Genomic DNA, 17,835 nt, shown 5'->3' on the forward strand with positions numbered 1-17,835 from the left:
CGACCCCTTCGACCAGGCGCCAACTGGCTAGGCTGGCAGTGCCGCCCCGGTGACCCGGGTGTGTGCGCCGCCAGCCTTCGCCGTTCCCGGGAGAACCACCGCGTCATGTCCGCCACGCCGGAGCCCAGTGCCAGGCCGTACCTCACCATCCGGCGGGCCGGCAGCCACGAGATCGAGATCAAGAAGTCCCGGTTCATCTGCCACCTCGGCCGGGTCGCCGACGAGGACGAGGCACAGGCGTTCATCGCCGGGATCCGCAAGCAGTACTGGGACGCCCGGCACAACTGCACCGCCTTCGTGGTCGGCGACGAGCAGCGCCGCGAGCGCTCCAGCGACGACGGCGAGCCCGGCGGCACGGCCGGGGTGCCGATGCTGGAGGTGCTGCGCCGGCGCGGCCTGACCGACACCGTCGCCGTGGTCACCCGCTACTTCGGCGGGATCAAGCTCGGCGCGGGCGGCCTGGTGCGGGCGTACGGGAGCGCGGTCTCGGAGGCGCTGGACGGGATCGGCCTGCTGGAGCGGCGGCCGGTCGCGCTGCTCGCCGTGGCGGTGGACCACGTCCGGGCCGGGCGGGTGGAGAACGACCTGCGGGCGGCCGGGTACGCGGTGAGCGATCTCGCCTACGAGGCAGCCGGGGTGCGGATCGAGGTGGGCGTGCCGGAGCCCGAGGTGGCGGACTTCCACACCTGGCTGGCCGAGGCGACCGGCGGCACCGCGGTGGCGGTCCCGGCCGGCCGCACCCATGTCGAGGTCCCGGTCTGAGCGTCCGGGCGGGGCGCCGCCCCGGGTCCTCGTAGCCGAGCCGCCGCGCCGCGCGGAAGGCGGCTTGAGGAGATTCACCCGAACGTAGTGTCGTGGCCCCGAGTTGGAACTTCCGCTCGGGGCCGTGGCGTTTCCTGGGCAAGGATCCGGCAGAACCGGACGAAACCATCGATGGAGGACACAGGACCCCACCCCGCACCACGGAGGTATGCGCATGACCTCAGCCCGTTCGACCTCGAACGCCCCGACCTCGGCCCCGAGCCCGACTTCGGCCCCGACTTCGGCCCCGGCCTCGAACCGCCCCCGCCCGCACGCCGGTGGCGACCTGCCCGGCCCCCGCGGTCCCGCCACGCCCTACCGGATGACCGTCACCACGGCGCTCCCGCACGCCGACGCCATCGCCCTGGCCGACGAACAACTCGCCTCCTGGCTGAAACGGGAGGGCTGCGACGAGCCCCCCTCGGCCCTCCGCACCCGCCCCGGGCAGGCCGGCGAAGCGCCCGCCGCACCGGGCCTCGCCGAGCGCCTCCGCCTGGGCGACCGGGTCCTGCTCGACCGCGACCACGGCCCGCTGCGCGGTGGCCCCGGCGCCGGCCACTACGACCGCCGCCGGCTGCGCACCCCGGCCCCGCACGGCACCCAGCAGCTCACCCTCACCGTGGCCACCGGAGCGGGCGGCCCCACCTGGGTCCGGTTGGAGGCCGAGACGCACAGCACCGGCAGCGGCGTGCGCACCCCGTGCCGGGTGCCGGTGCCCGAGCTCGCCCGCACGCTCCTCCCGCTGCTCGACGCCACCGACGGCCCGGCCGCCGTCCACCTGGCGCCCCGGGTGATCACGGCCGACCAGGTGGACACCCTGATCGACGAGCTGTGCGACCCGGAGCGCCGGCTGCCCATCGTGGTCGCCAGCGTCCCGGTGAACCTCCCGCCCGACCGCTGGGCGGAGGACGTGGTCGGCCCGCTCTGCCACCAGCTGCCCGGCCTCGCCACCGCCTACGTGCTGGATCCCGCCGCCCGCACCGGATTCAACGTCGCGCTGGAGTACCACACCGTCTACGGCGGGGCGGTGCGCACCTATCTGCCCGAGGTCGACCCGGCCTCCCGGTACGACGGCGCCCGGCATCCGGTGCTCGCCCGAGGCCGAATAGAGCAGGACCCGCGCCGCGCCGCCGGGCTGCTCGCCCGCGAGCCGCGCCGCCTGGCTGCCGACCAGCCGCTGCCGCCCTCGCTGGCCGCCGTCCCGGTGCTGCGCGTCCCCGCGCCGCAGCTCCGTCGGCCCGTCGGTCCGGCCGTCGATCCGGACGCCGACCCGGCCGGCCGTACGGCCGTCGGTCCGACCGCCACACCCCCGGGAACGGACCGGGCCGCCGTCCGCGCCGAACTGGCCGCGCTCGCGCACGAGGAGCAGCAGGACCGCGCCGAGCAGCAGGCCAGGGCCGACGAGCTGGAGCGGGTCCGGCGCACCCTTCGCCTGGAGCGCCGTGACCACCGCGAGCGGGGCCAGGGCCGGGAGGGCCGCGACGCCCGGGACGCCCGGGACGCCCGGGAGGGCCGCCCCCGCTCCGGCGCCCGCGCCCTGACCGGCCGCCACTGCACCGCGCCGAACGGCGGCCCGTCCGCCGGGCAGCACCTCGCCGGCCGGCCCGCCGGCCGCCGGGGCAAGCCCGAGACCTTCACCGAACTCATGGCCAGACTGGGCGAGTTCCCGCTGCTGACCTTCACCGGGGACCAGAAGAGCGCGCTCGCCCTGGACGGGCTCCAGCGCACCGGAGCGGGCTGGGCCCGGCTCGCCTGGGACGGCTTGACCGCCCTTCAGGAGTACGCCGAGGCAGCGGTGCGCGGCGCGGCCGGCGGGGACTTCAAGCAGTGGTGCGAGCACACGCCCGAGGGCTGCCACCGCTTCCCGCCCCGCAAGGCCGTGCGCGGGGAGTCCCGGACGGTGTTCAGCCACGCCAAGTGGAAGCGTGAGCGGATGCTGCCGGTGCCCGAATGCGTGGACACCTCCCGGCGCGCCTTCATGGGCGCGCACCTGCGGATAGGCGGCGGCCGGACCGCACCCCGGCTGCACTACCTGGACGACTGCTCCGGCAGCGGCCGGATCTACGTCGGCTACATCGGCCTGCACCTGACCAACACCCGTACCAACTGACCGGCTTGGCTGACCGCCTTGCCCGTTCGGGGGACAATGTCCGGCAGGGGTGGGGCCGCACGGCCGCCGACCGCCCCGGGCAGCGCGCCGGACGAGCATGGGGGAACGACGACCGATGCAGCACTCAGCAGACGGCCAGTCCGACGGCACCGCCACCGTCCGGTTCCCCCGCCCGGGCTTCCTCGCCTCGGTCTTCCGCGACCTCGGCGCCGACGAGCCGGAGCGATCGGACGGGCCGGACGGGCCGGAGCGACCGGACGGTGCTGTCACCGGACACCCCGGTCGGGGCGCGGCCGGCGACGGTGACGGCCCGTCCGTCCCGGCCCCTGCCGGCCCCGTCACCCCCGGCGGTGCGGACCGGAGAACCCCGCCCCCGAGCACCCCGCCCCGCGGCACCGCCGACCAGGCCGCCGTCGATCCGGACGAGGCGATCGCGGCGCACGCCAGGGCCGCCGCCCTGACCCACCACCGCACGGTCGCCGTCCAGGCCGAGCACGACCGGCTGGCCGACCTGCTGCGCCGGGCCGCCCTGCCCGTGTCGGCCATGGACTTCGAGAGCCAGCTGCGCCACTACGAGCCCCGCCCCTACCAGGCCGACGGCCCGGGCGGAGCCGCCCCCGACGAGCCGGAACCCCGCTGGGTGGACTTCGCGCCCGCCGAGCCCGCCGCCGCCGACCCCGAGGGCGGCCCGGCCCGCCGCCTGCTCGACTCCGGGTACCAGCGCGAACTGGCCCAGGCCCGGCTCACCCACCAGCGCGCCCTGCGCGAGTGGCGCACCCGGCGGGCCGAGGCCGGCCGCCCGGCCGCCGACGAGTCCAGGCGCGCCCACGAGGCGGCCGAGGAGGCCCGCGCCCGCGCCGTGCGCGAGTACAACGACAGCCTGGAGGAGTGCCGGCGGGCCTACCGGCTGGCCGAGCCGGCCGCCGTGGAGTCGCTGCTGGAGCGCGCCCTGGCCGCAGCCGAGACCGCCACCCAGGACCTGCCCGCCCCCTGCCGGGCGGTCTTCCGCCCGCTCACCCGCACCGCCGTCCTGGACCTCGACCTCCCGCCGCTCGACCTGGTGCCCTCGCTCAGCGGCTACCGGCTCGACCCGGACGGCGAGATCCTTCCGGTGCCGCGTCCGCCGGCCGACCGGGCCACCGACTACCTGCGGCTGGTCGCCCGGCTCGCCCTGCGCGTCCTGCAGGCCGCCGACGCCGTCGACACCGAGGAGATACTCGCCGGCGTCGTCCTCAACGGCTGGCTGCGCGAGCCCGGTACGGCCGAGCCGCTCTGCCTGGTCAGCGTGGACGCCGACCGCGACGCGCTGGCCCGCACCCGGCTGCTGCCACCGGAGACCCCGTACGAGGAGCGCGACGACGAGGGCGTCTACGCCGACGCCGAACAGGACGAGGCGCTGGTCCGGTTGCGTCAGCTCGGCGCCGCCGTCACCCCGGATCCGTACGAGCGGGTGGGCGTCGAGCCGGCCGCCCAGGCCGGGGCCGCCGTGCCGGCCGCACCCGACCTGTCCGCCAACGAGTTCGCCCAGCTGGTGCGCGACCTGCTCACCCGGGGCGGGCTGGCCGAGTGGAGCGTGCGGCTGCGCAGCCCGGCCGGGCTGGTCGCAACCGGCGAGGGCGCGCCGGGCAGCGCGCTGCCCGGCCGCTGGGTGGTCTGGGCCTCCCGGGGTGCCGCGCCGGTCACGGCGGAGCAGATCGCCACGCTGGCCGAGGCGGTCGGCGAGGAGTCCGCCGAGCGCGGCCTGCGGCTGACCACCGGGCACTTCACCGACGAGGCCCTGGACCTCACCGCCGAGGAGAGCCACCGGCACATCCACCTGGTCGACGGCGACGGCGTGCGCGAACTCGCCCGTACCCACCTCGGCCTGCCGCTCGCCGCCGGCCGCTGATCGCCGGTCGCCGGCCTCCGGCCGCTCGCCGACGTCCTGCGACCGCTCCCGCCCGGAGCTCACCCCGACAGCCCATCCGGCGGGCGTCCCGCCACGCCCGGACCGAGGCTGGGAAAGCGGGCCCCGGGCCGGGCCCGGCACCCCGGCCGAAGACCCTCGAACGGCCGTCCGGTACGGTCAGCGGTCGGCCCGGCCACGGGCGGATCCCAGGGGGAGAGGAATGGGCAGAGCGCTCGGCAGACCACCCGGCAGCACCGGCCGTCCGGCCGCACCCGCGGCGGAGGCGGCCCGATGACCGCCGTCCTGGTCGCCGCCGGGGCGTTCCTGATGACGTTGATCGGTGGCTTCGTCGCCCAGCGCACCGGAGACCGCCGCCACCTGGTGCTCGGCTTCGCCGCCGGACTGATGCTCGGCGTGGTCGCCTTCGACCTGCTGCCCGAGGCCATCCAGCAGGCGCCGGGCGAGGTCCACGGCGTGCCGCAGGCGCTGCTGATGTTCGCGGCCGGCTTCCTCACCATCCACGTGGTCGAACGCGCGGTCGCCATCCACCGCGGCCACGAGGGCGAGTACGCCGAGCACACCCACGGGCACCACCACGGGCACGGCCGCACCGCCGGTCACCAGGGCGTCGGGATGACCGCCGCGCTGGCCCTGGTCGGGCACAGCGTGATGGACGGCTTCGCGATCGGCGCCGCCTTCCAGGCCGGCACCACGGTCGGCACCGTGGTGGCCATCGCGGTGGTCGCGCACGACTTCGCCGACGGCTTCAACACGTACACGATCACCCGGCTGTACGGGAACAACCGGCGGCGGGCGCTGACCCTGCTCGCGGCGGACGCGCTGGCCCCGGTGTCCGGTGCCGCGATCACCCTGGCGTTCACCATCCCGGAGCACCTGCTCGGCCTCTACCTGGGCTTCTTCTCCGGCTTCCTGCTCTACCTGGCGACCTCCGACATCCTCCCCGAGGCCCACAGCCCGCACCCCTCGCGCAGCACCCTGCTGTGCACCGTCGCCGGGGTCGGCCTCATGTGGCTGGTGATCGGCTTCGCCACCTGAGGCCAGTCCCGACCGAGGCGAAGCGCGTCCCGACTGAGGCGAGCCCGCCCCGACCGAGGCGAGCCCGTCCCGACCGTGGCCTCAGGCCCCCAGCCGCCCCCAGCACTCCCGCATCGAGGCCAGCGCCTCGGTGATGGCCGGCCGCCGGGAGGCCTGGGACCGCCAGAGCGCGAACACCCGCCGGGTCGGCTCCGGCGTGACCGGGCGGGCGGCCACCCCGGGCGGCAGCGGCCCCCGCCCGAGCCTGGGCACCAGGCCCATCCCCAGCCCGGCCGCGACCAGCGCGATCTGCGTCTCGAACTCGTCTACCTGGTAGAGCACGTCCGGCTCCTCGCCGGCCTCGCGCATCATGCGGACCAGCCAGTCGTGGCAGATGTTCCCCGGCGGCACGCTGATCCAGCGCTGCCCGCGCAACCGCTCCACCGGCACCCGGTCGAGTGCGGCCAGCTCGTCGTCGACGGGCAGCAGCAGGTCCACCGGGTCGGTCCCGAGGTCCAGCCGGGTGACCCCGTCCTGCACCGGCAGCGGTACGGTCGGCCAGTCCTGCACCAGCGCCAGGTCCACCTCGCCCCGGGCCACCAGCTCGGCGGCCGGGTACGGATCGCGCTCCAGCAGCCGTACGTCCAGCTCCGGGCAGCGCCGCCGCAGATCGGCCAGCACCGCGGGCATCAGTCCGCGCGCGCCGGAGGGGAAGGCGGCGACCAGCAGCCGCCCGACCGCCTGGCCGCGCTGCTCCTCCAGCCGCACCTCCGCCTGCTCCACCAGCCCCAGTACGGTCTGTGCGGTGGCGGCCAGCTCCCGCGCCGCGTCGGTCAGCACCACACCGCGGCCCTGCCGTTCCAGCAGCACCGTCCGGGTCTCCCGCTCCAGCTTGGCGATCTGCTGCGAGATCGCCGAGGGCGTGAAGCCGAGCGCGGCCGCCGCCCCGCCGACCGAGCCGTGCACCGCCACCGCGTGCAGCGCCCGCAGGCGCCCCAGATCCATCATGCAGCGATACTAAAGTGTCCCCTTCAATATTCATCGCTGGTGCTACACGGTCCGGCGCCGCCATGCTCGACCCATGACCGCGACACCCACCGCCGCCCCGATCGGCACGAGCCCCGTGACCAGCAAGAACGGCATGAGTGCGCCGCACATCGCGCTGGCCGTCCTGGTGGCCGCGATCTGGGGCCTCAACTTCGTCCTCATCCACGTCGGCCTGGCGAACTTGCCGCCGCTGCTCTTCTGTGCGCTGCGGTTCGCCGTGGTCGCCGTCCCGGCGGTCTTCTTCGTCGGGCCGCCCAGGGTGGCCTGGCGCTGGGTGGTCGCGGTCGGCGTGGTGCTCGGGGTGGTCAAGTTCGGGCTGCTCTTCCTCGGCATGCACGCGGGGATGCCGGCCGGCCTCTCCTCGCTGGCGCTCCAGGGGCAGGCCGGCTTCACCGCCCTGTTCGCCGCCGTGCTGCTGCGCGAACGCCCCGGCGGCCGGCGGCTGGTGGGCCTGGCGATCGCCTTCGCGGGCATCGCGCTGTGCGCGTACGACCAGGGCGGGGGCGGCCCGCTCGGTGCCTTCGCCCTGGTCGTGCTGGCCGCCGTCGCCTGGGGGCTGGCCAACGTGCTGACCCGCAAGGCCGCGCCGCCGGACGCGCTGCGCTGGATGGTCTGGGTCAGCGCCGTCCCGCCGCTGCCGCTGCTCTGCCTGTCCCTGCTGGTCGAGGGCCCGGAGGCGGACCTGCGGGCGCTGCGCGAGATCACTCCCGCCGGGCTCGGCGCGATCGGCTACGTCGGGCTGGTCTCCACCCTGCTGGGCTTCGTCGCCTGGAGCTTCCTGCTGCGCAGCTACGACGCCACGGCCGTGGCGCCCTACTCGCTGCTGGTGCCGGTGTTCGGGATGTCCTCGGCCTGGCTGCTGCTCGGCGAGCGGGTCAGCGCGACGGCCGCCGCGGCCGCGCTGCTGGTGATCGTCGGGATCGGGGTCACCGCGCTGCGTCCGGGGACGCCGAGCGCCGTGGCGGCCCGGCTGCGAGGAACCGCGCCTCGGCGGAGCGCAGCACTCGCAGCAGCACCTCCTCGTCCGCGGCACTGACCTCGCCGAAGTACTCCTGCGCCACCTCGTCCCGGACCTGCCCGATCCGCTCCACCGCCGCCCGGCCGGCCTCGGTCAGCAGGATCCGTACCGCCCGCCGGTCGGCCGGGTCGGGGCTGCGCTCGACCAGGCCGGCCTCCTCCAGCGCGTCGACCACGGTGGTGGCCGAGCGCGGGGCGATGTGCAGCTTGTCGGCGAGGTCGCTCAGCCGCATCGCCCGGTCCGGCGTCTCGCAGCCGGGCACGTGGGCGAGCATGCGCAGTGCCCGGGCCTGGCCGGGGGTGATGCCGTACGGCTCCAGCCGCCAGCCGGTCTGCCGGCGGATCCGCTTGATCGCCCTGGTCATCGCGTCGGCCAGTTCGGCGGCGGTGCCGGGCGTACCTGAACCGGCCGGCACGCCGAGGGCGCCTGCGGTGCCCGGATTGCCGGGCACGGGGGAGGGGTCCGCCGGATCGTCGGTCGGCGTGGTGGTCATCGGCGGTCTCCTCGGCAGGTGTCCGGCCAAGCGTAGCGACCGGGTCCGGGGCGCTCGGGCGGCGGCCGAGGAGGCTCCGGGAAATATGTTGAGCCTAACTCAGTATCTGGGTTAGCGTAGTCGCCAGTGAGGGGACCCTAAGTTCTCTCCCGACCCTGGAGCACCCATGCCCATTTCCACCGCCCGCGTCGCCACCGACCGCCCCGGCCGCTACGCCAAGCAGCTCGCCGCCCACATGGGGCGCAAGATCGAGGCCTCCTACTCCGAGGAGACCGGCCGCGGCACGCTGGTCTTCACCGCCGGCACCGCCACCCTGGAGGCGCAGCCCGACGCGCTGCTGCTCACCGTCGAGGGCGAGCACGAGAACCTGCCCGGCCTGGAGGACGTCGTCGGCCGCCACCTCGTCCGCTTCGGCGCCCGCGACGAACTCCTCATCGCATGGCAGCGCGACAACGGCGAGGCCGGCCTGGTTCACCGCAACGACGACCCCGAGGCCTGACGCCCCCCGGCGCCCGGCCGGGGCAGCCACCGATCGAGCGCCCACAGCACCGACACCGCCAGGCACCAGGCGGCCACCACGTCCAACAGCCAGTGGAAGTCGCTCCACACCAGGCCCGCGCCCACCCCGACGGCCGTCAGCGCCGCGCCCGCCGCCAGCACCCGGGCGGCGCCCGGCCCCGCCACCCGGGCCAGCAGCAGGGCCGCCACCCCGTAGGAGATGGCCGCCGTCGCGGTGTGCCCGGACGGGTACCAGCCCCACTGCCCCGGCGTCAGCGGCTCGCCGAGCGGGCCCGGCCGGGCGAAGGCCGACTTCGCCGGGACCACCAGCAGCGGGATCAGCCCCGTCGTCAGCACCGCCACCGGGAGCGGCAGCCACCAACGAGACGCTCCGGCCCGACGCCACCGCCAGGCGGCCAGCGCACCCGCCAGCAGCAGCACCGGGATCGCCGGGACGCTGCTGCCCAGGTCCGACAGGACGTGGCCGAGGCCGTCGAGCAGTGTGCTCGGGAACTCCCGCCGGACCGTGTGCACGGACCCGCGGACCCACCGGTCCACCCCGAGCAGCGGCCCGTCCACCACCACCTGCCAGGACACCACCAGCAGCACCACCGCGGCCACCACCGGCACGGCCACCGACCGGGCCGCCCGGCCCGGGACGACGGACAGCCGCCCCGGAGCAGGGGGGAGAGCTCCGGGGCGGCTCTGATGATCGCCGTTCCGTGCGCCCCGGGGGGTGTGGGTCGGACGGTCGGTCGATCGGCCTTCGGTGTGCGCCGACCCTCGCGGGGCGGCCTGGTTGTCCTCGCGGGGCGCGCGCGGACCCGCCCCCGAGGACGGCTCCGCGGACGGCTCCGCCAATGGCTGAGGCTCGCTGTCCATCTGCGATGACACTACGTCAACAGCCCTTCCGCGCCGAGCGCCTTCAGCGATTCCGCACATCATCTTCACCCCGCGCCGGGCAACCTCGGAGGCGCCCCGTCGATCATGCCCGGCCGCCGCGGCGGCCCGCGCGCCGGCCGCCGTACCGGGGCGTCCGCGCCCCCGCACACAACCGAACGGCCCGCGGGGACCAGAGGTCCCCACGGGCCGTTCAGCGCTGTCCGGACATCCCTCCGGCGGGCAGGTGGCGCCTGGATCAGGCGGCGGTGACACCCTGGAGCGCGAAGGCGCCCTCGATGATGTCCAGACCCTCGTCGAGCAGGTGCTCCGGGATCACCAGCGGCGGCAGGAAGCGCAGCACGTTGCCGTAGGTACCGGCGGTGAGGACCACCAGGCCCTCGGCGTGGCAGGCCTTGGCCACGGCGGCGGTGAGCTCCGGGTTCGGCTCCTTGGAACCCGGCTTCACCAGCTCGATCGCGATCATCGCGCCGCGGCCGCGGACCTCGCCGATCACCTCGAACTTCTCCTGCATCGCCCGCAGGCGGCCCAGCATGATCTCGCCGATCCGCTGCGCCTTGCCGTTGAGGTCCTGCTCCTTCATCGTCTCGATGGCGCCCAGCGCGGCAGCGCACGCCACCGGGTTGCCGCCGTAGGTGCCGCCCAGGCCGCCCGCGTGCGCGGCGTCCATGATCTCGGCGCGGCCGGTCACCGCGGCCAGCGGCAGACCGCCGGCGATGCCCTTGGCGGTGGTGATCAGGTCCGGGACGATGCCCTCGTCGTCACAGGCGAACCACTGGCCGGTGCGGCAGAAACCCGTCTGGATCTCGTCCGCGACAAACACGATGCCGTTCGCCTTCGCGTACTCCACGATCGCCGGCAGGAAGCCCTTGGCCGGCTCGATGAAGCCGCCCTCGCCCTGGATCGGCTCGATGATGATCGCCGCGACGTTCTCGGCGCCGATCTGCTTGTTGATGATGTCGATCGCCTGCGCGGCGGCCTCTGCGGCGCAGTTCTCCGCACCCGTCAGCCAGCGGTAGGGGTAGGCCACCGGCACCCGGTAGATCTCCGGAGCGAACGGACCGAAGCCCTGCTTGTACGGCATGTTCTTCGCCGTCAGGCCCATGGTGAGGTTGGTGCGGCCGTGGTAGCCGTGGTCGAACACCACGACGGCGGTGCGCTTGGTGTACGCGCGGGCGATCTTCACCGCGTTCTCGACCGCCTCGGCGCCCGAGTTGAACAGCGCGGTGCGCTTCGCGTGGTCGCCCGGGGTCAGCTCGTTCAGCTGCTCGGCGACGGCCACGTAACCCTCGTACGGGGTCACCATGAAACACGTGTGGGTGAAGGCGGCCAGCTGCTCGGACGCCTTGGCCACCACGGCCTCGGCGCTGTTGCCGACGTTCGTCACGGCGATGCCGGAGCCGAAGTCGATCAGCGAGTTGCCGTCCACGTCCTCCAGCACACCGCCGTTGGCACGGGACACGTACACCGGCAGGGTGGTGCCGACGCCGGCCGCCACCGCACCCAGCTTGCGGGCCTGCAGCTCCTGCGACTTCGGACCGGGGATCGCGGTGACCAGGCGGCGCTCCTGCGGGAGCGGCGTTGCGGCGCTCATGGGGTTTCTCCAGACTTCTCGGCTCGGTGCTTCGCAGGCTACGGCCGCCCTCCCCGGCCGGGCATGCGCCACTCGGTAGCACTGCGCCGTCCGACTTGTCCTCCCCGGCCAGCACGGGCGCCACGACTACCCGCAGGCCCCGCTCCACTACCCTGAGCGCGGGCGTGTCGCCGGTACGGCGGCATGGGTATGGCGGCACCGACGGCGGTCGGGCCGGGCGGGCGGGCGAGGGAGCGGGGCCGTACATGGCACACGACGGGTCACACCACCACGGCGAGCGCACCACCACCAGACCCCCGAGCCCCCTACCCCACCAACGGCCCGGCGCGGCAGCGGACGGGTCCTTCGACCTCGCGGCGTGGGTGGCGGTCCCGCGGCCGGAGGCTGCCCCGGGCATCTTCCGTCAGGGATACAAGCGGACTGATCCCACGGAGGCGGAGGAAGCGAAGGTCCCCACCGGACAACTGTTGTGGCGTGCCGTGCTGAACCTCATCGCGACCGTCGCGACGTACTACATCGGCACGTTCGTGCTCGTGTGGGCGGCGGGGCTTCTCGGCTGGTTCGCCGGTACCTCCCCGGAACAGTTCAACACCGTGCAGATCCTCATCAACTTGGTCACTATCGGCTGTGCGGCCGCGGTGTTCTGGCGGACCGGACGGTGGCGTGAGGTCGGCCGTCGGTTCCTCACGCGTTCCGGATGGCGGAAGAACGTCGCTCCAGTCCTCGCTCGCGCCATCACCCACGAGGGACCTGCTCCGGCCGGGCCTGCCGTCGGCTCCGAGGCGGCGCCCACCGTCGATCCGTGGTTCGCCCAGCGATCGGGCGGAGCGTCGGCGGCGGCGGAGAAGCTGGACCGGTCGAAGGCCGGGGATGTCGACTACGTCCGGATCCAGCGGGCGTGGGAGTCTGCGCAGGCGGATGCCGTCTTTCTCCCCGCCTTCGTCGATCAGGTGCTTGCACGGGGTGCGGCAGCCTTCTCGCACCCCTCAGAGGCCCGGGACCTCGCAACCCGGAAGGCCTGGCACGACCTCCTGCTGCGGCAGGTGCGGCTAGGGACCACGCAGGACGTGGTGAAGAACCCGCACAGCCATCGGTCGACCGGGTTCGCTGTGGACCCCACTGTCCTGGGGACGTCGCTGCTCGCCGTCGGCCCTGCGGGAACCGGCAAGACGGCTCGGCTCGCCCGACCAGTCACGGAAGCCTTGTGTCTGCAGGCATTGGCCGGGACAGCATGCGTCGTGGTGGTCGGTGCAGCTGATGCGGATCTCGGCCCGGACAGCTGGTACGACGTGGTGATCGCACCAGGCGAGCCGGGGTCCGCCTACGGTCTGGACCTCTACGGAGCCACCCAGGACCCGGACGAGGGGGCGGCCAGACTTGCTGACGCCCTGCTTCCGGACGAGCTGATCGCGCGTGCGGAGAGCGCCCGGACGACGTTGCAGCAAGTGATCGGACCCTTCCACACTGCCTACGGTCGCTACCCCGGGGTCCGTGAACTGAGAGCGCTGCTCTCGGGCGAGCCGGACGTGATGGAGCCGCTCGTCAAGGCCCTTCGTGAAGCCGGTCGGTTGGCAGTTTACGAGCGGGACCTGGAGTACCGACAGCGGCAGCAGGAACGTGCCGACGATCCGGGCGCTCTGCTGGCGGACCGCTTGTCACTGCTCGATCGTCCGGCGTTTGAGGGGGCGTTCGCCACGGACGGTACGGGGCGCCTGCCCTTCGCCATGCGCGCGCTCGATCATCCGCTGCGAGTCCGGGTGAAGCTCCCCGAGCGGAGTCACCCGGAGGCCGCTCGGATCCTGTCGCGTCTGGTGGTGGGACAGTTCGTCGTGGCGGCGGCGGCCCGCGAGGACCGCTCCTTGTTCGCCGGCCTGGTGGTGGACGATGCGTCCACCGCGCTCGACGCGAACACCGTCCGAGGTCTCCAACGGATGCGGGCCGCCAATGCGGGCTCGGTGCTGCTGCTGCGGACGCTGATGGATCTGCCGGAGGCGTTGAGGATCCCTCTCTTCGGAGCCGTGGGCTGCCGCATGGTCTTCCCCGGCATCGCCCCGTGGGACGGGAAGTTCTTCTCCGAGGCGTGGGGCACACACGTCGTCCACGAAACCGAGGTCACCCACACCCCCGACACCTCCGGTGGGGTGATCCGGCGGGTGGGGCGGGTGGGGCGGAAGGCGTTGTCGGGGACGACGGCGCAGACGGAGTCGGTGACGACGCGGGATGTGGAGCGGTTGCGGTGGTCGCCGTCGGATCTGGCGCACGCGTTGCCGGCGGGGCATGCGGTGGTGTCGTTGACGGCGGTGTCGGGGGAGCAGGTGCCGCCGTTGTTGGTGGATCTCCGGGGCTGAGACGGGGCCGGCGGGGGGCCGGGGCGGAAGTCGCCTTCGAGGTGGATTCGGCAGTGCCGGTTGTCCGGGGCGTCCATAATGAAGGGGAGAGACCCTCACCAGTCCCACGCCCCTCTCCTCGCCCGGCCGCAATGGCGCGGTCAGGTCGATCCCCCGAAGGTGCCATGCCCCCCACACTCGCCTCCGTCGTCCGCAACAGTTCGCTCCATCTGACGGTCCTTGCCGGCGCGGACCATCTGGAGCGGCCGGTCCGCTGGGTGCACACCAGTGAGCTGGACGACCCGACGCCGTTCCTGGAGGGTGGCGAGCTGCTGCTCACCACCGGTATCAAGCTGGGCCGTACGGCGGCGCAGTTGCAGGCCTACGTGCACCGGTTGGCGGATGCCGGGGTGGTGGGGCTGGGGCTCGGGGTGGGCCTGTCGCACACCGAGGTGCCGCAGCCGTTGGTGGACGCGGCGGCGCAGCGCGGGTTGCCGTTGCTGCGGGTGCCGGAGCCGACGCCGTTCATCGCGATCAGCAAGGTGGTGTCGGCGGCGCTGGCCGCGGAGCAGTACGAGGCGGTGACGACCAGCTTCGAGGCGCAGGAGGAGCTGACCAGGGCCGCTCTGGGCAAGGACGGTACGACGGCCGTGGTGCGTCGGCTGGCGGCGCGGCTGGGGGGCTGGGCGGCGCTGTACGACGGGTCGGGTGCGCTGTCGGTGGTGGCGCCGGACTGGGCGGCGCGGCGGGCCGGGCGGCTGGCGGCGGAGGTGGACCGGCTGCGTCGGCGGCCGGCGCCGTCGAGTGCCGCGTTGCAGGGGCGGGCGCCGGGGATAGACACGGCGGACGAGGACTACGTGGTGGTCCAGTCGCTGGGGGCGGACCGGCGGGCCCGGGGTTTCCTGGCGGTCGGGACCGAGGACCGGATCACGCCGACCGAGCGGTACGTGCTGAACGCGGCGGTGGCGCTGCTGACCCTGACGCTGGAGCGTTCGCGCGAGCTGCGGCAGGCGGAGGAGCGGATGGGCGCGGCGCTGCTGCGGATGGTGCTGGCGGGTGAGGTGGCGACGGCCCGGCAGGTGGCGGTGGGGCTGTTCGGCGGTCTGCCGGAGGGGACGATACGGGTCCTGGTGGCCGGGACGGGGCCGGCCAACGCGGAGACCGCGGAGTCGCTCGGGGAGTTGGGCGACCGGGCGGAGCAGGCGGGTGCCCGGGTGGGCGAGAAGCTGCTGGTGGCACGGGAGGACGGCGTGCACGGGCCGCGACTGATGGTGCTGGCGCTGGACAACGGCGCGGTGCACCGGGCGTGCCTGGGCGCGGTGGAGGAGCACGAGGGCGTGTCCCTGGGCGTGTCGGCGCCGGCCGCGTTGGAGGAGGCCGGGACGGCGTACGCGCAGGCGGAGCGGGCGTTGGCGGTGGCGCTGCGCGGCGGTCGCCGGTCGGTGGACCACGAGGAGGTCGGCGCGGGTTCGCTGCTGCCGCTGCTCGGGGAGGAGGCGGTGACGGCGTTCGCGGAGGGGTTGTTGCGGCCGTTGCGCGAGCACGACCGGACGGCCCGCGGCGATCTGGTGGCGTCGTTGCGGGCGTGGCTGTCCAGGCACGGGCAGTGGGACGCGGCGGCGGCCGATCTGGGTGTGCACCGGCACACGCTGCGCTACCGGATGCGGCGGGTGGAGGAGCTGCTGGGCCGTTCGCTGGACGACACGGACGTGCGCATGGAGCTGTGGCTGGCGTTGCGTTCCGGCGAGGAGTAGGACTCCGCGGACGCCCGGCTGGACGCGGTGGAGTGGGCTGGGGGCGGAACGCTCCTAGTCGGCCAATCCGGTCGGCGCGCCGACGCCCCTACCCTCGGGTTCTGGTCCCACGTCCGTGCGGGCCGTACGACGACGAGGAGAGGGCCGGTACCACGGTGACCACCACGTACGATTTCTGGCTCGCCGGCCGCCGGGCGAGCGGTGACGCCGACTTCGAGGTGCACAACAGCTGGGACGGCCGTCTGGTCGGCAAGGTGAGCATCCCGACCGAGGCCCAGGTCGAGGAGGCGCTGGACGCCGCCGTCGCCGCGCTGCCGGTGTTCGCCGCGACTCCGGCGCACCAGCGTGCCGCCGCCCTGGAGCACGTGGCCAAGCGGCTGGCCGAGCGCACCGAGGAGATCGCCCGGCTGATCACCGCGGAGAACGGCAAGCCGATCAAGTGGGCGCGCGGTGAGGTCGGCCGTGCGGTGTCGGTGTTCCGCTGGGCTGCCGAGGAGGCGCGCCGCACCAACGGCGAGACCATGCGCCTGGACACCGACCCGGGCGGCGTGGGCCGTTTCGCGGTGGTGCGCCGCTTCCCGCGCGGTGTGGTGCTGGGCATCGCCCCGTTCAACTTCCCGCTGAACCTGGTCGCCCACAAGGTCGCCCCGGCGATCGCGGTCGGCGCCCCGATCATCCTGAAGCCGGCTCCGGCGACGCCGCTGTCGGCGATGGTGCTGGGCGAGATCCTGGCCGAGACCGACCTGCCGGTCGGCTCCTGGTCGGTCCTGCCGGTGCCGAACGACCGGATGCCGGCGTTGGTGCAGGACGGCCGTCTGCCGGTGATCTCGTTCACCGGTTCGGACAAGGTCGGCTACCAGATCATGGACTCGGTGCCGCGCAAGCACTGCACCCTGGAGCTGGGCGGCAACGCCGCGGCCGTGGTGCTCGCCGACTGGTCCTCGGAGGCCGACCTGGACTGGGCGGCCACCCGGATCGCGATGTTCGCCAACTACCAGGGCGGCCAGTCCTGCATCTCGGTGCAGCGGGTGATCGCCGACGCGTCGGTGTACGACGCGCTGGTGGAGAAGGTCGTGGCCAAGGTGAAGGCCCAGGTCACCGGTGACCCGAACGACGACGCGACGGACGTCGGCCCGCTGGTCGACGAGAACGCCGCGAAGCGGGTGGAGTCCTGGGTGGAGGACGCGGTCGCCAAGGGCGCCAAGGTGCTGACCGGCGGCACCCGCGAGGGCGCGACCTACGCCCCGACCGTGCTGGCCGAGCTGCCCTCGGACGCGATCCTGGCCAAGGCCGAGGTGTTCGGCCCGGTGCTGTCGCTGCACAAGGTGGACGGCGTGGACGAGGCCTTCGCGGCCGTCAACGACTCGGCGTTCGGCCTGCAGGCGGGCGTGTTCACGCACGACCTGCAGACCGCCTTCCGCGCCCACCGGGAGCTGGAGGTCGGCGGTGTGATCATCGGCGACGCGCCGTCCTACCGCGCGGACCAGATGCCGTACGGCGGCGTCAAGGACTCCGGTGTCGGCCGTGAGGGCGTCAAGTACGCGATGGACGACTACACCGTCGAGAAGGTCCTGGTCCTGACCGGCCTCGACCTCTGAGACACCCTCCGGGAGAACGGTCTCCCGGAGACCGGTCGACGCAGGGCCCGGTCCGCCTCGGACCGGGCCCTGCGGGCGTTTCAGCCGTCGTGTCCGGCCGCGGCGGCGACGGCTTCCTCGACGGTGGCGTTCCCGGCGACCAGCTCCAGGGTGAGTCCGGCGGTGGCGGGCTCGCGCAGCAGGGCGGCCAGGACGGCGGCGACGTCGGCCCGGTCGACCGCGCCGCGTGCGACGGAGGGGGCCAGCCGGACCAGGCCGGTGCCGGGGCCGTCGGTGAGCTGCCCGGGGCGCAGCACCGTCCAGTCGAGCGTGGTCCTGGCCCGGACCGCGTCGTCGGCGGCGCCCTTGGCCCGCAGGTAGGTCTGGAAGACCTCGTCGGCGGGGTGGTGGGCGTCGGCGTCGGCGCCCATCGAGGAGACGATCACGTAGCGGCGGACGCCGGCGAGTTCGGCGGCGTCGGCGAGGAGCACGGCGGCGTCGCGGTCGACGGTGTTCTTGCGGTCGGCGCCGCTGCCCGGTCCGGCGCCGGCGGCGAAGACCACCGCGTCGGCGCCGGTCAGCAGCTCGGCCAGCTGCGGGGCGGTGGCGGCTTCGAGGTCGAGCAGCAGCGGCTCGGCTCCGGCGTCGAGCAGGTCCTGGGCCTGTTCGGGGCGGCGGATGATCCCGGCGGGGCGCTCGCCGCGGTCGGCGAGCAGCCGTTCCAGTTTCAGCGCGATCTGTCCGTGGCCTCCGGCGATGACGGTACGCATGGCTCAGACGGTAGCCCGGGGGT

General features: G+C 74.4%; 14 protein-coding genes. 9 read left to right on the forward strand and 5 right to left on the reverse strand.

Annotated features, from left to right (window positions below; translation table 11 throughout):
* Positions 1–105 precede the first annotated feature (105 nt).
* The 4 genes from BX285_RS11200 (at position 106) to BX285_RS11215 (ending at position 5,855) form a co-directional block, all read left to right on the forward strand.
* Positions 106–762 (forward strand): YigZ family protein, encoded by a 657-nt coding sequence (locus BX285_RS11200; RefSeq protein ID WP_097237833.1) that lies wholly within the window; start codon positions 106–108, stop codon positions 760–762.
* Positions 763–1,123: 361 nt separating this feature from the next.
* Positions 1,124–2,911 (forward strand): hypothetical protein, encoded by a 1,788-nt coding sequence (locus BX285_RS11205; RefSeq protein ID WP_147465141.1) that lies wholly within the window; start codon positions 1,124–1,126, stop codon positions 2,909–2,911.
* 115 nt (positions 2,912–3,026) lie between these two features.
* A complete protein-coding gene (locus BX285_RS11210) occupies positions 3,027–4,799 on the forward strand; it encodes a restriction endonuclease (protein ID WP_121175039.1) in 1,773 nt (590 codons plus the stop codon).
* 291 nt (positions 4,800–5,090) lie between these two features.
* Positions 5,091–5,855, forward strand: coding sequence for a ZIP family metal transporter (locus BX285_RS11215; RefSeq protein WP_097237836.1), 765 nt, complete (start codon positions 5,091–5,093; stop codon positions 5,853–5,855).
* 81 nt (positions 5,856–5,936) lie between these two features.
* Here BX285_RS11215 and BX285_RS11220 read toward each other — a convergent pair whose 3' ends face one another.
* Entirely contained in the window at positions 5,937–6,842 is a 906-nt protein-coding gene (locus BX285_RS11220; protein ID WP_121175040.1) for a LysR family transcriptional regulator, read from the reverse strand.
* A 133-nt stretch (positions 6,843–6,975) separates the two neighbouring features.
* Between BX285_RS11220 and BX285_RS11225 the strand changes: the two genes are divergently transcribed.
* Positions 6,976–7,917: an EamA family transporter gene (locus tag BX285_RS11225; protein ID WP_121177433.1), complete on the forward strand. Its 942-nt coding sequence runs from the start codon at positions 6,976–6,978 to the stop codon at positions 7,915–7,917.
* On the opposite strand, the gene BX285_RS11230 is transcribed toward BX285_RS11225, so the two are convergent.
* The gene (locus BX285_RS11230) at positions 7,808–8,392 is read right to left on the reverse strand and encodes a MarR family winged helix-turn-helix transcriptional regulator (RefSeq protein ID WP_220783907.1); all 585 of its coding nucleotides are present in this window, start codon (positions 8,390–8,392) and stop codon (positions 7,808–7,810) included. The genes BX285_RS11225 and BX285_RS11230 overlap by 110 nt on opposite strands.
* A gap of 166 nt (positions 8,393–8,558) precedes the next feature.
* Here BX285_RS11230 and BX285_RS11235 point away from each other — a divergent pair, with 166 nt between their 5' ends.
* Positions 8,559–8,891 carry a DUF2218 domain-containing protein gene (locus tag BX285_RS11235; protein ID WP_121175041.1) on the forward strand — a complete coding sequence of 111 codons (333 nt, stop codon included), beginning with the start codon at positions 8,559–8,561 and terminating at the stop codon, positions 8,889–8,891.
* Here the strand turns inward: BX285_RS11235 and BX285_RS11240 are convergent.
* Together BX285_RS11240 and gabT are read right to left on the reverse strand one after the other, a co-directional pair.
* Entirely contained in the window at positions 8,864–9,526 is a 663-nt protein-coding gene (locus tag BX285_RS11240) for a phosphatase PAP2 family protein (RefSeq protein WP_179852872.1), read from the reverse strand. The two genes, BX285_RS11235 and BX285_RS11240, sit on opposite strands and share 28 nt — an antisense overlap.
* A gap of 502 nt (positions 9,527–10,028) precedes the next feature.
* Complete coding sequence (gabT, locus tag BX285_RS11245; protein WP_097237840.1) at positions 10,029–11,384, reverse strand: 4-aminobutyrate--2-oxoglutarate transaminase; 1,356 nt, start codon at positions 11,382–11,384, stop codon at positions 10,029–10,031.
* Between the two features lie 479 nt (positions 11,385–11,863).
* Here gabT and BX285_RS39190 point away from each other — a divergent pair, with 479 nt between their 5' ends.
* The 3 genes from BX285_RS39190 to BX285_RS11260 all read left to right on the forward strand — a co-directional run bounded on the left by BX285_RS39190 (position 11,864) and on the right by BX285_RS11260 (position 17,063).
* Complete coding sequence (locus BX285_RS39190; RefSeq protein ID WP_183107051.1) at positions 11,864–13,732, forward strand: ATP-binding protein; 1,869 nt, start codon at positions 11,864–11,866, stop codon at positions 13,730–13,732.
* A gap of 164 nt (positions 13,733–13,896) precedes the next feature.
* A complete protein-coding gene (locus BX285_RS11255; RefSeq protein WP_097237842.1) occupies positions 13,897–15,465 on the forward strand; it encodes a PucR family transcriptional regulator in 1,569 nt (522 codons plus the stop codon).
* A gap of 155 nt (positions 15,466–15,620) precedes the next feature.
* On the forward strand, positions 15,621–17,063 hold the full coding sequence (locus BX285_RS11260) for an aldehyde dehydrogenase family protein (protein ID WP_121175042.1): 1,443 nt from the start codon (positions 15,621–15,623) through the stop codon (positions 17,061–17,063).
* 80 nt (positions 17,064–17,143) lie between these two features.
* On the opposite strand, the gene BX285_RS11265 is transcribed toward BX285_RS11260, so the two are convergent.
* On the reverse strand, positions 17,144–17,812 hold the full coding sequence (locus tag BX285_RS11265) for an NAD(P)H-binding protein (protein WP_121175043.1): 669 nt from the start codon (positions 17,810–17,812) through the stop codon (positions 17,144–17,146).
* Between the last annotated feature and the right edge of the window lie 23 nt (positions 17,813–17,835).

Source organism: Streptomyces sp. 1114.5 (assembly GCF_003635085.1).
Lineage (GTDB): Bacteria > Actinomycetota > Actinomycetes > Streptomycetales > Streptomycetaceae > Kitasatospora.

What these genes read in the sequence shown, in the direction of transcription:
- BX285_RS11205 (WP_147465141.1), top strand. Translation starts at nt 1,124, where the DNA reads ATGACCGTCACCACGGCGCTCCCGCACGCCGACGCCATCGCCCTGGCC.
- BX285_RS11200 (WP_097237833.1), top strand. Translation starts at nt 106, where the DNA reads ATGTCCGCCACGCCGGAGCCCAGTGCCAGGCCGTACCTCACCATCCGG.
- BX285_RS11255 (WP_097237842.1), top strand. Translation starts at nt 13,897, where the DNA reads ATGCCCCCCACACTCGCCTCCGTCGTCCGCAACAGTTCGCTCCATCTG.
- BX285_RS11235 (WP_121175041.1), top strand. Translation starts at nt 8,559, where the DNA reads ATGCCCATTTCCACCGCCCGCGTCGCCACCGACCGCCCCGGCCGCTAC.
- gabT (WP_097237840.1), bottom strand. Translation starts at nt 11,384, where the DNA reads ATGAGCGCCGCAACGCCGCTCCCGCAGGAGCGCCGCCTGGTCACCGCG.
- BX285_RS11220 (WP_121175040.1), bottom strand. Translation starts at nt 6,842, where the DNA reads ATGATGGATCTGGGGCGCCTGCGGGCGCTGCACGCGGTGGCGGTGCAC.
- BX285_RS11215 (WP_097237836.1), top strand. Translation starts at nt 5,091, where the DNA reads ATGACCGCCGTCCTGGTCGCCGCCGGGGCGTTCCTGATGACGTTGATC.
- BX285_RS11225 (WP_121177433.1), top strand. Translation starts at nt 6,976, where the DNA reads ATGAGTGCGCCGCACATCGCGCTGGCCGTCCTGGTGGCCGCGATCTGG.
- BX285_RS11230 (WP_220783907.1), bottom strand. Translation starts at nt 8,392, where the DNA reads ATGACCACCACGCCGACCGACGATCCGGCGGACCCCTCCCCCGTGCCC.
- BX285_RS11210 (WP_121175039.1), top strand. Translation starts at nt 3,027, where the DNA reads ATGCAGCACTCAGCAGACGGCCAGTCCGACGGCACCGCCACCGTCCGG.
- BX285_RS11265 (WP_121175043.1), bottom strand. Translation starts at nt 17,812, where the DNA reads ATGCGTACCGTCATCGCCGGAGGCCACGGACAGATCGCGCTGAAACTG.